16 protein-coding genes and 1 pseudogene are annotated in these 13,689 nt (G+C 61.3%); 8 read left to right on the top strand and 9 right to left on the bottom strand.

Features of this window, described 5'->3' with window-relative positions; genetic code table 11:
* Positions 1-27: 27 nt before the first annotated feature.
* The 3 genes from JFU58_RS21695 (at position 28) to fdhA (ending at position 3,031) form a co-directional block, all read left to right on the top strand.
* Positions 28-660 (top strand): sarcosine oxidase subunit gamma, encoded by a 633-nt coding sequence (locus JFU58_RS21695; protein WP_093204277.1) that lies wholly within the window; start codon positions 28-30, stop codon positions 658-660.
* Positions 661-780: 120 nt separating this feature from the next.
* The gene (gene purU, locus JFU58_RS21690; protein WP_201142219.1) at positions 781-1,638 is read left to right on the top strand and encodes a formyltetrahydrofolate deformylase; all 858 of its coding nucleotides are present in this window, start codon (positions 781-783) and stop codon (positions 1,636-1,638) included.
* Positions 1,639-1,831: 193 nt separating this feature from the next.
* Positions 1,832-3,031 carry a formaldehyde dehydrogenase, glutathione-independent gene (gene fdhA, locus JFU58_RS21685; RefSeq protein WP_003209194.1) on the top strand — a complete coding sequence of 400 codons (1,200 nt, stop codon included), beginning with the start codon at positions 1,832-1,834 and terminating at the stop codon, positions 3,029-3,031.
* 65 nt (positions 3,032-3,096) lie between these two features.
* On the opposite strand, the gene JFU58_RS21680 is transcribed toward fdhA, so the two are convergent.
* The 5 genes and pseudogenes from JFU58_RS21680 to JFU58_RS21665 form a co-directional block, all read right to left on the bottom strand.
* Entirely contained in the window at positions 3,097-3,555 is a 459-nt protein-coding gene (locus tag JFU58_RS21680) for an anti-sigma factor domain-containing protein (protein WP_063026662.1), read from the bottom strand.
* A 124-nt stretch (positions 3,556-3,679) separates the two neighbouring features.
* The gene (locus tag JFU58_RS21675) at positions 3,680-4,201 is read right to left on the bottom strand and encodes a hypothetical protein (RefSeq protein WP_063026664.1); all 522 of its coding nucleotides are present in this window, start codon (positions 4,199-4,201) and stop codon (positions 3,680-3,682) included.
* A 123-nt stretch (positions 4,202-4,324) separates the two neighbouring features.
* Positions 4,325-4,438 (bottom strand): annotated as a pseudogene (locus tag JFU58_RS32330) (outer membrane lipoprotein carrier protein LolA); the annotation flags it as partial.
* On the bottom strand, positions 4,438-5,115 hold the full coding sequence (locus tag JFU58_RS21670; protein ID WP_063026666.1) for an anti-sigma factor: 678 nt from the start codon (positions 5,113-5,115) through the stop codon (positions 4,438-4,440). The pseudogene JFU58_RS32330 and the gene JFU58_RS21670, both read right to left, overlap by 1 nt.
* The gene (locus JFU58_RS21665; RefSeq protein ID WP_242488309.1) at positions 5,112-5,747 is read right to left on the bottom strand and encodes a sigma-70 family RNA polymerase sigma factor; all 636 of its coding nucleotides are present in this window, start codon (positions 5,745-5,747) and stop codon (positions 5,112-5,114) included. The genes JFU58_RS21670 and JFU58_RS21665 overlap by 4 nt, the downstream gene beginning before the upstream one ends.
* A 153-nt stretch (positions 5,748-5,900) precedes the next feature.
* Here JFU58_RS21665 and JFU58_RS21660 point away from each other — a divergent pair, with 153 nt between their 5' ends.
* A complete protein-coding gene (locus tag JFU58_RS21660; RefSeq protein ID WP_017476413.1) occupies positions 5,901-6,470 on the top strand; it encodes a DUF2780 domain-containing protein in 570 nt (189 codons plus the stop codon).
* Here the strand turns inward: JFU58_RS21660 and JFU58_RS21655 are convergent.
* Complete coding sequence (locus tag JFU58_RS21655; RefSeq protein WP_177025568.1) at positions 6,467-7,354, bottom strand: acyltransferase; 888 nt, start codon at positions 7,352-7,354, stop codon at positions 6,467-6,469. The genes JFU58_RS21660 and JFU58_RS21655 overlap by 4 nt on opposite strands.
* A gap of 172 nt (positions 7,355-7,526) precedes the next feature.
* Between JFU58_RS21655 and rloA2 the strand changes: the two genes are divergently transcribed.
* Genes rloA2 through creD form a run of 4 tightly spaced genes read left to right on the top strand, consistent with a single transcriptional unit; the run spans position 7,527 to position 11,546 of the window.
* Entirely contained in the window at positions 7,527-8,027 is a 501-nt protein-coding gene (gene rloA2, locus JFU58_RS21650) for a retropepsin-like aspartic peptidase RloA2 (RefSeq protein ID WP_063026672.1), read from the top strand.
* 9 nt (positions 8,028-8,036) lie between these two features.
* Positions 8,037-8,705 (top strand): two-component system response regulator CreB, encoded by a 669-nt coding sequence (gene creB / locus JFU58_RS21645; RefSeq protein ID WP_063026674.1) that lies wholly within the window; start codon positions 8,037-8,039, stop codon positions 8,703-8,705.
* Positions 8,705-10,144: a two-component system sensor histidine kinase CreC gene (creC, locus tag JFU58_RS21640; RefSeq protein WP_177025566.1), complete on the top strand. Its 1,440-nt coding sequence runs from the start codon at positions 8,705-8,707 to the stop codon at positions 10,142-10,144. Before creB ends, creC begins: the two co-directional genes overlap by 1 nt.
* Positions 10,145-10,196: 52 nt before the next feature.
* Entirely contained in the window at positions 10,197-11,546 is a 1,350-nt protein-coding gene (gene creD / locus JFU58_RS21635) for a cell envelope integrity protein CreD (protein ID WP_201142205.1), read from the top strand.
* A gap of 201 nt (positions 11,547-11,747) precedes the next feature.
* On the opposite strand, the gene JFU58_RS21630 is transcribed toward creD, so the two are convergent.
* Genes JFU58_RS21630 through JFU58_RS21620 form a run of 3 tightly spaced genes read right to left on the bottom strand, consistent with a single transcriptional unit; the run spans position 11,748 to position 13,689 of the window.
* Positions 11,748-12,377 (bottom strand): glutathione S-transferase, encoded by a 630-nt coding sequence (locus JFU58_RS21630; RefSeq protein ID WP_201142202.1) that lies wholly within the window; start codon positions 12,375-12,377, stop codon positions 11,748-11,750.
* A 35-nt stretch (positions 12,378-12,412) separates the two neighbouring features.
* The gene (locus tag JFU58_RS21625; RefSeq protein ID WP_017476405.1) at positions 12,413-12,589 is read right to left on the bottom strand and encodes a hypothetical protein; all 177 of its coding nucleotides are present in this window, start codon (positions 12,587-12,589) and stop codon (positions 12,413-12,415) included.
* Positions 12,586-13,689, bottom strand: coding sequence for a PepSY-associated TM helix domain-containing protein (locus JFU58_RS21620; RefSeq protein WP_093204304.1), 1,104 nt, complete (start codon positions 13,687-13,689; stop codon positions 12,586-12,588). Before JFU58_RS21620 ends, JFU58_RS21625 begins: the two co-directional genes overlap by 4 nt.

Raw genomic sequence — 13,689 nt, 5'->3', positions numbered from 1 at the left:
GACCTACAGAATTCAAACAGGTGCTTTATGACAGCAGCCAATGTTTACCAGCAACGCCCCACCTCCGGAGCCAAGGCCGAGTCGTCGCTGCACCATGCCGACCTCGCCAGCCTGGTAGGCAAGGGTCGCAAGAACGCCGGCGTGACCGTGCGCGAAAAGAAACTCCTCGGCCACCTGACCATTCGTGGCGATGGCCACGACGCCGCCTTCGCCGCCGGCGTGCACAAGGCTCTGGGCATCGAATTGCCCGGCGCCCTGGCAGTGATTGTCAAGGGTGAAACCAGCCTGCAATGGCTCGGCCCGGATGAGTGGCTGCTGGTGGTGCCGAGCGGTGAAGAATTCGCCGCCGAGAAAAGTTTGCGCGAGGCGCTGGGTGATTTGCATATCCAGATCGTCAACGTCAGCGGCGGCCAGCAGATCCTCGAACTCAGCGGCCCCAACGTGCGGGATGTGCTGATGAAGTCCACCAGCTACGACGTGCACCCCGACAGCTTCCCGGTGGGCAAGGCGGTGGGTACGGTGTTCGCCAAGTCGCAACTGGTGATTCGCCATACCGCTGAAGACACCTGGGAGCTGCTGATTCGTCGCAGCTTCTCGGATTACTGGTGGCTGTGGTTGCAGGATGCGGCGGCTGAGTATGGTTTAAGCGTCCAGGCCTGATCGTTCCCACGCTCCGCGTGGGAATGCATCCCGGGACGCTCCGCGTCCCAAGAGCGGACGCAGAGCGTCCATTGCGGCGTTCCCACGCAGAGCGTGGGAACGATCAAGGAGTCACGAATAATGAGCCGCGTACCCGATACATGGATTTTGACCGCCGACTGCCCCAGCGTGCTCGGCACGGTGGACGCGGTGACCCGCTATCTGTTCGAGCAGGGCTGCTACGTCACTGAGCACCACTCGTTTGATGACCGGCTTTCGGGCCGTTTCTTCATCCGCGTGGAGTTTCGCCAGCCTGACGGTTTTGACGAGCAAGCTTTCCGCGATGGCCTGGCCACTCGCGGTGAAGCGTTCGGCATGATCTTCGAACTGACCGCGCCGAACTACCGGCCGAAAGTGGTGATCATGGTCTCCAAGGCCGATCACTGCCTCAACGATTTGCTCTACCGCCAGCGCATCGGCCAACTGTCGATGGATGTGGTCGCCGTGGTCTCCAACCACCCGGACCTCAAGCCTCTGGCCGACTGGCACGAGATTCCGTATTACCACTTTCCCCTGGACCCCAACGACAAGCCGTCGCAAGAGCGCCAGGTGTGGCAGGTGATCGAAGAGTCCGGCGCCGAGCTGGTGATTCTTGCGCGCTACATGCAAGTGCTGTCGCCGGAGCTGTGCCGCAAGCTCGATGGTAAAGCCATCAACATCCACCACTCCCTGCTGCCTGGTTTCAAGGGCGCCAAGCCGTATCACCAAGCCTACAACAAGGGGGTGAAACTGGTGGGCGCCACCGCGCATTACATCAACAACGACTTGGACGAAGGCCCGATCATCGCCCAGGGCGTGGAGGTGGTGGACCACAGTCACTATCCGGAAGATTTGATTGCCAAGGGACGGGATATCGAAGGCCTGACCCTGGCACGGGCCGTGGGGTATCACATTGAGCGGCGGGTGTTTTTGAACGCCAATCGGACAGTGGTGCTCTGATGGACGCCTTCGCGAGCAAGCCCGCTCCCACATTCGACCGCATTTCAAAAGTAGAACTCGGTCAACTGTGGGAGCGGGCTTGCTCGCGAAGAGGCCATCACTAACAACGCAAAACAGCATCTGTACCCGAGCACTTAAACGCGCTGCCTGCCTGGGCAACGCGGTTCCATAAAAACAACAGCGAGGTGAAAGCATGTCTGGTAATCGTGGTGTCGTGTATCTCGGCAACGGCAAGGTCGAAGTACAGAAAATCGACTATCCCAAAATGCAGGACCCCCGTGGCAGGAAGATTGAGCACGGCGTCATCCTGCGCGTGGTCTCCACCAACATCTGCGGCTCCGACCAACACATGGTGCGCGGCCGCACCACTGCCCAGACCGGCCTGGTCCTGGGCCACGAAATCACCGGCGAAGTGATCGAGAAGGGCAGCGACGTCGAGAACTTGAAAATCGGCGACCTGGTGTCGGTTCCGTTCAACGTGGCGTGCGGCCGTTGCCGTTCCTGCAAGGAGCAGCACACCGGCGTGTGCCTGACCGTCAACCCGGCCCGTGCCGGTGGCGCCTACGGCTATGTGGACATGGGCGACTGGACCGGCGGCCAGGCCGAATACGTGCTGGTGCCTTACGCCGACTTCAACCTGCTGAAACTGCCGGACCGCGACAAGGCCATGGAGAAAATCCGCGACCTGACGTGCCTCTCCGACATCCTGCCCACCGGCTACCACGGCGCAGTCACTGCGGGCGTTGGCCCGGGCAGCACGGTCTACATCGCCGGTGCCGGTCCGGTGGGCCTGGCGGCTGCCGCCTCCGCTCGCCTGCTGGGCGCCGCAGTGGTCATCATCGGCGACGTCAACCCGATCCGCCTGGCCCACGCCAAGGCCCAGGGTTTTGAAATTGCCGACCTGTCGAAAGACACCCCGCTGCACGAACAGATCGCTGCGTTGCTGGGCGAACCGGAAGTGGATTGCGCCGTCGATGCCGTGGGTTTCGAAGCGCGTGGCCATGGCCATGAAGGGGCCAAGGCGGAGGCTCCGGCCACCGTACTCAACTCGTTGATGGGCGTGGTGCGGGTGGCTGGCAAAATCGGTATCCCGGGCCTGTACGTGACCGAAGACCCGGGTGCCGTGGATGCTGCCGCGAAAATGGGCAGCCTGAGCATTCGTTTTGGCCTGGGCTGGGCCAAGTCCCACAGCTTCCACACCGGGCAAACCCCAGTGATGAAGTACAACCGCCAGCTGATGCAGGCGATCATGTGGGACCGTATCAACATTGCCGATATCGTCGGTGTGGAAGTCATCAGCCTGGATGACGCACCACGCGGGTACGGCGAGTTCGATGCAGGCGTGCCGAAGAAGTTTGTGATCGATCCGCACAAGTTGTTCAGCGCGGCTTAAATCGCGGGCAAATAAAAAGGCGACCTCAGGGTCGCCTTTTTTGCATCTGCGGTTGGGTGGGAGAATCAGCGAATCGCCAAAGCCCCCTGATACACCGTTGGCCCCGTTGGCTGCTTGCTCACCGAGCCGCCCTTGGTTTCCGAGCTGACCATCAGTGTCACCGGCTTGCTGATCGACGCCTGCTGGCGAGGGTTGATGCCGATAATGCCTTTGCCGTCTTCCGGCAACAGGCCCAGTGACACCGGCGTACCGTCAGCCGGAACCGCCCACAGCTCCAGGCTTTGGTCCGGGGCCGGTGCCGTGGCGGCAATCGGCTGCACTTCGAGGTAATCCTTGTGGGCCACGATTTGCGTGGCCGGTTGCTGGGTAGTGTTTACCAGCAGTGCGGCAGCCTTGACGCTGTCCTGGGTGTAGAGGGCGCCGCCGACGCCCGCAACTACCACCAAACAGGCGCCGATGAACAGGCGTGGGCGGTTCCAGAATGAAGGCTTGTGCTCAATCACTTGGGGGTTGATCGCAGTCATTAGGCTCTTCCTGACATGTTTTGTAGTCTTTCATGGACCTAGTTAACGGCGATCGGTTCCTCATCCGTCGTATTGAGCCTTGGGGCTGCGTGATGTCAATTGGCCCTGAACCGCGGAACGAGCGTCAATGGTGCTTGGGTGGGAGGACCAGTTCCTTGTACGTGAATGCGCATTGTTTTTCCGGATGCTGCTCGGTGGAATCTGCATAGCAGTATTGGACCTCCTTGGCTTTTTTGTAGGCCCCGGCCTTGGCTTTGCTCTCATCCGTTTTCGACTCATCCACCCATTTTGTCCCCGGCACGGGTGCCCATCCTTTGAAGGAGTACAGCGTCATCCTCAAAAAGTCGAACCAGCCTTCACCCTCGTAGTCGCAGGACACTACGTACGCATTTCCTTCTGAGCTGATATCCCGGTAAAGCGCCCCCGTGAAGTGGAGCTTTTTGAGCAGGTTTTCATCGCCAAAGGGGTTCTCTCCCACCCAGACGCCCTTATGAGGGCCGGGGGCATAAAAAATATCCCACGGCCCCCATGGCTCTTCCGGTTTGATACTTGCCTTGGGCGGGCACATGGCAATCTCATCTGCCAGGGCATTGCCCACAAGGGTCGAAAGTACCAGTGCGCTCAGCGCGATGTTCATCAGCTTCATGTCGTACTCCCTTACGTGATAGGAGCCTTCATGGTGGGCGTGTGGACGCGTTGCAGATACTGTCAAATTTGACAGCGGGGTAGATCAAGTTCGGATTAAAACAAGAGGGGTTATTTCAAAAGGGCAATCCACTGTAGGCGCGAGCGTGGTCGCGAAAAACCTGAGGGCGCCGTGGGCTTTCAGGTTTCCCGCGTTATCGTTGACGACCTTCGCGAACAAGCTCGCTCCTACAGGAATTAGAGTGAGGCCAACTGGCCTTGATACAACACCGGCCCCGTCGGTTGTCCAGTTGGCGAGCCACCCTGAGGCTCAAGACTCACCGCCAGGGTCAACGGTGCCGTCAGCAGCGCCTGGTGTTCTTTGCTCAACTGGATCCGGCCTTTACCCGACACCGGCAACAACCCCAGGGAGATGGGTTTGCCGCCCGCCGGGATTGCCCACAGTTCCAGCGCGCGGGTCGGCTCCACAGCCGCCAGGGTCAGCGGTTCCACCTGCAGATGATCGTCATACGCCTGAATCTTCAGCGCAGGCTGTTGATTGGCCGCCACCAGCGTAGCGTTGTACTCCACCCCGAGGTCGCGCTGGTACAACACTCCCACCAACACCGCGATCACTACGCCGCATGCCGCTACCAGCAACCGCAGGTTCATCCAGAATGGCCTCTTCGCTGGCATATGCAGCACTTGCGGCTCTATGCGGGCCTTGATCCCTTCCCACACATGGTCCGGCACTGGCCTTTCAGGTAACGGCCCGGTGAGGCTGGCGAGGGCGTCCTGCCAGTGTCCCAGCTCGACGCGCAGGGCGGCATCGTCCAGCAGCAGCGCTTCAAAACGTCGACGGGCGGTGGCGGGCATCAACCCGATGGCGTAATCCGCCGCGAGGGCGCGGCGCAGGGACGTGGTCTGGTAGTTCATGATTCAAGACACCTGCGCAAGCGCTCCATGCCGCGGCGAATCCAGGATTTGACCGAGCCCAGGGGCGCAGCCAGGTGGTCGGCCAACTCCGAGCAGGACAAGCCCTGGAAGTAAGCCACGGTGATCGATTGACGCTGCATGCCTTCTAGGCTGTCGAGGCAGCGGTTCAGGGCGTGGGCTTCGCGCTCGCTGTCGAGCTGTTCGTGGGCGCTGGGGCTTTCGTCGGTCATGGCGTCTTGCTGGCCGTCGCTCAAGGGCTGTTCGCGGTGTTTGCGCAACTGATCGATCGCCAGGTTGCGGGTGATGTTAATCATCCAGGTCAAGGGCGCCGACAGATGGGCCTCATAGCGCGAGGCGTTGAACCAGATGCGCACGAAGCTCTCCTGTAACACTTCCTCGGCCAAGTCCTGGCGGCCCATGAAACGCAGGGCAATACCGTGCAAACGCGGGGAAACACTGCGGTAGAGCGTTTCGAACGCCTGGCGGTTACCCAGGGAGCACTGGGCCAGCAATTGCCGTAGCTGATCTGCATCGTGGGTCGAAATAGGGCTTCTCCAGGCACGTGCAACAGGGCGATGGGACGGCAGACGGTAAAGACGGCAGGCTGAGGTTAGTCCAGCTTGGGTATTCATTCCATCAACCTCCGTGCGGTTCGTGATGGATATACGCAGCGCAGAGCGGTTCGGATGCAGTGGTTTTCTGAACTAATCTGTGAGGTGGGAACAATCTTTCGTAACACCCAGTCAAACTCCTGCTTTTAGCGCTTACTTTCAGAGGTTGTCTTGATGAAGATTTCACGCGGTTTTGCCCTGTCCTGCCTGTTGACCGTGGCGGCCAGCCCGGTGTTTGCGGCAGGTTTCAGCCTCGGCGATGTAGCCAATGCCGTTTCGGGCGCACAGGGTGGCGACAAGGCAGCAGCGGCTGCGCCGACCTCACAGACCGCCGGCTTGCTGGGCGCCCTGACCTCGCAATTGAACGTGACGCCGGAGCAGGCTGTCGGCGGTACCGGCGCAATGCTGGGCCTGGCCAAGAATAAATTGGGCGGCGGTGATTACTCGCAACTGACCAAAAGCGTACCGGGCCTGGACAAGCTCTCCGGCAGCAACTCCCTGGGCAGCCTCGGCGCCCTGAGCGGCATGCTCGGCCAGAGCGGCGGCAGCAAGACCTCGGGTCTGGATGGCGTATTGGGTAACGTGAAGAACACCAACGACCTGAACACCGCGTTCAGCGCACTGGGCATGGACAGTGGGATGGTTGGCCAGTTTGCGCCGGTTATCCTGAAATACCTGGGCGGCCAAGGCGCCAGCGAGTCGGTGCTGGGCAAACTGGCTTCGGCCTGGGGCACTGGCGGCTAAGACCGCTCCGCGCGCAGTTGGGCGATGCGCGCATCCTTCTCCATCCAGAGCTGGTTGACCCAGTTCTGGACGGTCTGGCGAAACGCCGGATCGTTCTCGTAATCCCCTTGCCACAACGCCGGATCCAGCTCACGGGTGCGGATATCCACGATCACCTTCGGCACCGCGCCACTGATCAAGTCCCAGAAGCCCGGAATGTTTTCCTGTGGATAAACCACGGTGACGTCGAGCACCGCATCCAACTGTTCACCCAGCGCCGCGAGCACGAACGCCACGCCTCCCGCCTTGGGCTTGAGCAGACGCTCGAAGGGTGAATCCTGCTGTTTGCGCTTGGCCGGGGTGAACCGCGTGCCTTCCAGGTAATTCACCACCGTGACCGGCTGGCGCTTGAACAGCTCGCAGGCCTCCTTGGTGATTTTCAGGTCCTGCCCTGCCAGCTCAGGGTGCTTGGCCAGGAACGCCTTGGTGTAGCGCTTCATGAACGGGTAATCCAGTGCCCACCACGCCAGGCCCAGGAAGGGTACCCAGATCAGTTCCTTTTTCAGGAAGAACTTGAAGAACGGCGTGCGTCGGTTGAGGGCCTGGATCAAAGCGGGGATGTCGACCCAGGATTGGTGGTTGCTGATCACCAGATAAGACGTGTCACCCCGCAGGTCCTCGCCACCGCGAATATCCCATTGGGTGGGGATGCACAGGGCGAAGATCAGCTTGTCGATCTCGGCCCAGGTTTCGGCGATCCACATGACGGCCCAGGAGGCGTAGTCGCGAAAGCGACCGGGCGCCACCAGCTTGAGCAGGGCAAACACCATCAGCGGTCCGAACAGCACCAAGGTGTTGAGCAATAGCAGCAATGTGACGAAACAGCCGGTGAGCAGGCGGCGCATAAGTAACTCTTGGAATCATTTTGGCCCGCCATGATAAGCAGCTTGGGTCTAGAGGCCAAATCGCAAATAAGCTTACGAATGTTTCACAGCGGGCTGGGTATGCTCTGTGATCTAACTAAGCGGCGATTTTGCAGTCTAGAATTGGCCCATCTATTTCAAGGAAACCTCCTACGTGAAATCCATCCTTGCCCTACTAGCGCTCGTGGCCTTGCCTGTCATGGCCGCTGAGCCGACCCTTTACGGTCGCTACGAATACATTCAACTGCCGGAAATCGGCGAGACCTTCAAGGCCAAGATGGACACCGGCGCGCTGACCGCCTCGCTGTCGGCCCGGGACATCGAGACCTTCACCCGTGATGGCGACGACTGGGTGCGCTTCCGCCTCGGCGGCAAGGACGCCAGCAACAAGGTGTACGAGCATAAGGTCTCGCGCATCAGCAAAATCAAAAGCCGCGCCGACGAAGATGACGACAAGGACGAAGCCACGGTGGCCAAGCGCCCGGTGATCGACCTGGAAATGTGCCTGGGCAACGTCAAACGCACCGTCGAGGTCAACCTCACGGACCGCAGCAGCTTCAACTACCCGCTGCTGATCGGCGCCAAGGCCCTGCGTGAATTCGGCGCTGCGGTAAACCCGGCTCGCCGTTACACTGCGGACAAACCGGACTGCTGACGGACCACCATGCCGCATATCCTGATTGTCGAAGACGAAGCGGCCATCGCCGATACGCTGATTTTCGCCCTGCAAGGCGAAGGCTTCACCACCACCTGGCTGAGCCTCGGCCAGGCGGCGCTGACCCATCAGCGGCAGACACCGGCGGACCTGATCATCCTCGACATCGGCCTGCCGGATATCACCGGCTTTGAAACCTGCAAGCAGCTGCGGCGCTTCAGCGAAGTGCCGGTGATGTTCCTCAGTGCCCGGGACGGCGAGATCGACCGCGTGGTGGGCCTGGAGATCGGTGCTGACGACTATGTGGTCAAGCCGTTCAGCCCGCGCGAAGTGGCAGCCCGGGTGCGGGCGATCCTCAAACGGGTTGGCCCTGGTGTTGCTCCAGCGGTGTTTCAGGTGGACCTGGAGCGCATGCAGATCAGTTATCGCGGGCAGCCTCTTAACCTTACACGCCATGAATTTCGCCTGTTGCAAAGCCTGTTGGAGCAACCCGAGCGGGTGTTCAGCCGCGAGCAACTGCTGGATGCGGTGGGCGTGGCGGCCGATGCAGGGTACGAGCGCAATATCGACAGCCATATCAAAAGCGTTCGCAGCAAATTGCGGACGGTGGCCCCCGAGTCTGAGCCGATCCAGACCCACCGCGGCCTTGGCTACAGCTACAGCCCGGGCAACAGCTGATGCGCCTGGGGATCCGGTTCTTCCTGGTGTATGCGCTGTTTATCGGCCTGACCGGCTACTTCGTACTCAGCACCGTGATGAAGGAAATCCGCCCCGGTGTGCGCCAGTCCACCGAGGAAACCCTGGTGGACACCGCCAACCTGCTGGCAGAAATCCTGCGCAGCGATGTGAAGAACGGCACCCTTGGCCAGAGCCACTGGCCCGAACTGCTCAAGGCCTACGGCGAGCGTCAGCCTGGCGCGAATATCTGGGGCCTGCCGAAAAACCAGGTCAACCACCGCATCTACGTCACCGACGCCAAGGGCATCGTATTGCTGGATTCCACCGGCGAGGCGGTGGGCGAGGATTACTCGAAGTGGAATGACGTGTACCTGACACTGCGCGGCGAATATGGTGCGCGCTCGACCCGCAGCGAACTGGACGACCCCGCTTCGTCGGTGATGCACGTCGGCGCGCCGATCCGCGATAACGGGCAGATCATTGGCGTGGTCACCGTGGCCAAGCCCAACAGCTCGCTGCAGCCGTATGTGGACCGCACCGAAGACCGGCTGCTGTGGTACGGCGCCGGGCTGGTGGGCCTGGGCTTGCTGTTCGGTGCGCTGCTGTCGTGGTGGTTGAGTGTCGCGCTGCGCCGGCTCACGGCGTATGCCCAGGCGGTGAGTGAAGGCCGGCGTGCCGAGTTGCCGCACTATCGCGGCGGTGAGCTGGAGCAGTTGTCCACCGCCGTGGAACACATGCGCACCCAGCTGGAAGGCAAGGCGTACGTCGAGCGTTATGTGCACACCCTGACCCACGAGCTGAAAAGTCCATTGGCGGCGATTCGCGGGGCGGCGGAGCTGTTGCAGGGCGACATGTCCCGGGATCAGCAGCAGCGTTTCGTGGGCAATATCGACAGCGAAAGTGCGCGCTTGCAGCAATTGATCGAACGCCTGCTGAACCTGGCGCAGGTGGAGCAGCGCCAGGGCCTTGAAGACCAGAGCAGCCTGTCGCTGGCAGCGTTGGTAGACGAAGTACTCAAGGCTCAATGCGCGCGCATCGAAGGCGCCGGGTTGCAGGTCCAGCAGGCGATTGCTGCGGATGTACAGGTGTACGGCGAGCCGTTCCTGCTGCGTCAGGCCCTGGGGAATCTGCTGGAAAACGCCCTGGATTTCACCCCGCCCGGTGGCACCTTGCGGTTCAGCGCCAAGGCTGTGAATGACGGCGTCGAATTCACCCTGTTCAACCAGGCCGAGCCGATTCCCGAATACGCCTTGCCGCGCCTCAGTGAGCGCTTCTATTCCCTGCCGCGCCCGGCCAGCGGGCGCAAGAGCACCGGCCTTGGGCTGAATTTTGTCGAAGAGGTGATGAAGCTGCACGGCGGCTCACTGCAGATCGGCAACGTGCCCGGCGGCGTGCAGGTAAAACTGCATCTCCACACAGTCTCCACATTCCCTTCATAAATCCCCCTTAAGCGCCCGCCAGACTCTCCCCCATCCAAACAGGGAGAGCTTCATGAACCGCAATCTGCTTTTCAAACTGGGCGCCATCGCGCTGCTGATCGTGCTGTTGTTGATTCCGTTGCTGATGATCCACGGGGTGATTACCGACCGTCAGCAATTGCGCGACGACGTCTTGCAGGATATCGCCCGCAGTTCCAGCTACAGCCAGCGCCTCAATGGCCCGGTGCTGGTGGTGCCTTATCGCAAGACTGTCCGGGAGTGGAAGCTCAATGAAAAGCTCAACGAACGCTACGAAGAAACCCGTGAGGTGCGCGGTCATCTGTATTTCCTGCCGGAGCAATTTGCCCTCGACGGGCAGGTGCAAACCGAAGTGCGCGCCCGGGGCATTTACCAAGCCCGGTTGTTCCACGCCGACAGCCGGATCAGTGGGCGGTTTGTATTGCCGGAGCAATTGGGCATCAAGGAACACTTTGCCGATTACCGCTTTGACCCGGCGTATCTGGCGGTGGGTATCAGCGACATTCGTGGCATCGAAAACGCGCTGAAGCTGGAGCTGGGCGGTGAGCAACTGGCGTTTTCACCGGGCACCCAAGTGGCGTGGCTGGGGGAGGGTGTGCACGTGATGCTGCCCGAGCAGGACAGCCAGAAGCCGGCACCCTTTGACTTCGCCTTTGACCTGCGCCTGCAAGGCACCGAGCAACTGCAAGTGGTGCCGGTGGGCAAGACCAGCCAGGTCAAGCTGGCGTCCAACTGGCCGCACCCGAGCTTTATCGGCAACTTCCTGCCGACCCAGCGCGAGGTCACCGCACAAGGCTTCAGCGCCCATTGGCAGACCACATTTTTCTCCACCAATTTGGAAGAAGCACTCAGCAGTTGCCTGGCCGAGCGCGGCTGTGACGACTTCAACAGCCGCAGCTTTGGCGTGAGCTTTATCGACCCGGTGGACCAGTACCTCAAGAGTGACCGGGCGATCAAATATGCGCTGTTGTTTATCGCCCTGACGTTTGCCGGTTTCTTCCTGTTCGAGGTGCTCAAGAGCCTGGCGGTGCACCCGATCCAGTACGCGCTGGTGGGGTTTGCCCTGGCGTTTTTCTACCTGCTGTTGTTGTCGTTGTCCGAGCACATCGGGTTTGGTCCGGCGTACCTGATATCGGCGGCGGCCTGTGTGATGTTGATCGGGTTTTATGTCTGCCATGTACTGCGCAGCGTCGCCCATGGCCTGGGGTTTTCGGCAGCGTTGGCGGCGTTGTATGGCTTGCTGTACGGGTTGCTGAGTGCCGAGGATTACGCGTTGCTGATGGGCTCGTTGCTGCTGTTCGGGTTGCTGGGCACGGTGATGGTGCTGACCCGCAAGCTGGATTGGTATGGCGTGGGCAAGCGCAAGGAGGTGGGTGATGAGTAGGTCGTTGGGGTTGCGGGAAGATCAGCAGGTAGGAGCAACGTTGATGATGCGGATCAACGCACTGTTTCCCGAAGCCCGGGAGCTTTTTTTGGCGAGGGAGCTTGCTCCCGCTGGAGTGCGAAGCGCTCCCAGGATTTTTGGGGCCGCTGCGCAGCCCAGTGGGAGCAAGCTCCCTCGCCACAGAGGAACCCTTGCAGCAGGTTAAGCCGGTGGCTGGGTCTGGAGCATCGACGGCCGCTGACTCACCTCGGCATACCACGCCGCCAGCTTCGGATGGCTCGACCGCCACTGCATGCCCGGGTGGCGGAAGTCCAGGTAAGCCAACGCACACGCCACGCTGATCGCGGCCACGTCAAACGGTCCGGTCAGCTCTGCAATGGCGTCCTGTTCCAGCATGTCGAGGGCGCGACGGATCTTGTCGCGTTGGCCTTCCAGCCACAGGTCCCAGTGTTTCTCCTCGGGGCGCATGGCGGTTTCATAGCGCACCAGCACGGCGGCATCCATGATGCCGTCGGCGGTGGAGGCCAGGGTCAGGCGCCGCCAACGGGCCGGGCCGTTCCGGGGGATCAGCGGGGTCCCGGTATGTTGATAGTCGAAGTAATCGAGGATCACCCGGCTGTCATGCAATACGTTGCCATCGGCCAGGCGCAGGGCGGGGATCTTGCCCAGCGGGTTGTCCTGGATCACCTCCGCGTCAGGCTTGACCGGCGTCGGCACGCAGCCGTGCAACGTCACACGGTCCAGTTGGCCGGTCTCGTGCAACAGCACCCGTACTTTGCGAACAAACGGCGAGGCAGGGTTGTGGAACAACGTCATGCTGGAGGTGGACATGGGCATTCCTCGGAAAAGGGCAGCGCTAATCTATCTCAACGCTTGAACAACGCCCAGCTACCAATTACAGCCGGAATGCCCAGCCCCACCCAGCTCAACGAGTCCCACAACCCATCCCCCAGCAACGCCGCAAACAACCCGGCGGCACTCAGCAGCCCGATGGCCAGCGGGATGCCGAACACCTTCCAGAAATTCGACTGCCGTGGCTTCATGACTTGGCCGCCTTGCGCCGCACCAGCCACAAGTACACACCACTGCCCAGAACGATAATGGTCAGCACATCCAGCACCGCCCAGAGAATCTTCATCGGCATGCCGCCGTAGTCACCGAAGTGCAGCGGTTGGGACATGCCCATGGCGTCCATGTACCACGGCCGTTCGGCAATGGCGGTGACCTGCAGGTTGCTGGCGTCGATCAACACCGGTGTCAGCAGGTGCGAGGTCAGGTGTGTGCTGCCTTTCATGAACACCGCGTAGTGATGCTCGCTGGAAAAGCGCGTGCCGGGGAACGCGATAAAGTCCGGCTCCATGCCCGGCGCGGCCTTGGCGGCGATCGTCAGCAGGTCGGTGGCGGGGGCGCGCAAGGTCAGCGGGGGGGCGTCTTTGTAGGGTTCGATCATCGCGCTGAGGCTGTCGGTACGCCAGGCAGCGATGATCAGATCGGCGCAGGCGCTGATCACGCCGGTCACGCCCACCACCAGCGCCCAGGTCAGGGTGACTACGCCGATCAGGTTGTGCAGGTCGAGCCAACGCAGGCGGGTGGATTTGTCCTGGCGCACCGTGGCGAACTTCAGCCGGCGCATGAACGGCAGGTACAACACCGTGCCGGAGATGATCGCCAACACGAACAGAATGCCCATGAACGCCAGCAGCAACTTGCCCGGCAGCCCAGCGAACATATCGACGTGCAGGCGCAGCAGGAACATCGTCAGCCCACCGTTGGCCGACGGCGTTTCCACGGCTTCGCCGGTACGGGCGTCGAGCATGAAGGTGTGGGAGGAATTGGGTTCGGTCCCGGCGGTGGCGGCCATGATCGCGATCACGCCGTTCTTGTCGTCCTCGTCCCAGGCCAGGTATTGCATGGCTTCGCCGGGGCGATGGGCCTGGGCCTTGGCAACAAGTTGTTCGAGGTTCAGCTGCGGGGTGTCGGCGGGCATGTGTGCCAGTTCGGGTTCGTTGCCCAGCAGGTGATCGATCTCGTGGTGGAAGATCAACGGCAGGCCGGTGAGGGCGAGCAGCAGCAGGAACACGGTGCAGACGAGGCTGGTCCAGGTGTGGATGAAGGACCAGCGGCGGATGGTTTTGCTTTTCAT

It is taken from the genome of Pseudomonas sp. TH34, from assembly GCF_016650865.1.
GTDB classification, from domain to species: domain Bacteria; phylum Pseudomonadota; class Gammaproteobacteria; order Pseudomonadales; family Pseudomonadaceae; genus Aquipseudomonas; species Aquipseudomonas yamanorum.
This window is presented reverse-complemented; position numbering and strand designations above follow the sequence as displayed.

Coding starts and splice junctions, on each gene's coding strand:
- JFU58_RS21620 (WP_093204304.1), bottom strand. CDS start 13,689: ATGAAAAGCAAAACCATCCGCCGCTGGTCCTTCATCCACACCTGGACC.
- JFU58_RS21665 (WP_242488309.1), bottom strand. CDS start 5,747: ATGAATACCCAAGCTGGACTAACCTCAGCCTGCCGTCTTTACCGTCTG.
- JFU58_RS21655 (WP_177025568.1), bottom strand. CDS start 7,354: ATGCGCCGCCTGCTCACCGGCTGTTTCGTCACATTGCTGCTATTGCTC.
- JFU58_RS21695 (WP_093204277.1), top strand. CDS start 28: ATGACAGCAGCCAATGTTTACCAGCAACGCCCCACCTCCGGAGCCAAG.
- JFU58_RS21680 (WP_063026662.1), bottom strand. CDS start 3,555: ATGACTGCGATCAACCCCCAAGTGATTGAGCACAAGCCTTCATTCTGG.
- creB (WP_063026674.1), top strand. CDS start 8,037: ATGCCGCATATCCTGATTGTCGAAGACGAAGCGGCCATCGCCGATACG.
- JFU58_RS21660 (WP_017476413.1), top strand. CDS start 5,901: ATGAAGATTTCACGCGGTTTTGCCCTGTCCTGCCTGTTGACCGTGGCG.
- JFU58_RS21670 (WP_063026666.1), bottom strand. CDS start 5,115: ATGAACTACCAGACCACGTCCCTGCGCCGCGCCCTCGCGGCGGATTAC.
- creC (WP_177025566.1), top strand. CDS start 8,705: ATGCGCCTGGGGATCCGGTTCTTCCTGGTGTATGCGCTGTTTATCGGC.
- JFU58_RS21630 (WP_201142202.1), bottom strand. CDS start 12,377: ATGTCCACCTCCAGCATGACGTTGTTCCACAACCCTGCCTCGCCGTTT.
- creD (WP_201142205.1), top strand. CDS start 10,197: ATGAACCGCAATCTGCTTTTCAAACTGGGCGCCATCGCGCTGCTGATC.
- purU (WP_201142219.1), top strand. CDS start 781: ATGAGCCGCGTACCCGATACATGGATTTTGACCGCCGACTGCCCCAGC.
- JFU58_RS21625 (WP_017476405.1), bottom strand. CDS start 12,589: ATGAAGCCACGGCAGTCGAATTTCTGGAAGGTGTTCGGCATCCCGCTG.
- fdhA (WP_003209194.1), top strand. CDS start 1,832: ATGTCTGGTAATCGTGGTGTCGTGTATCTCGGCAACGGCAAGGTCGAA.
- JFU58_RS21675 (WP_063026664.1), bottom strand. CDS start 4,201: ATGAAGCTGATGAACATCGCGCTGAGCGCACTGGTACTTTCGACCCTT.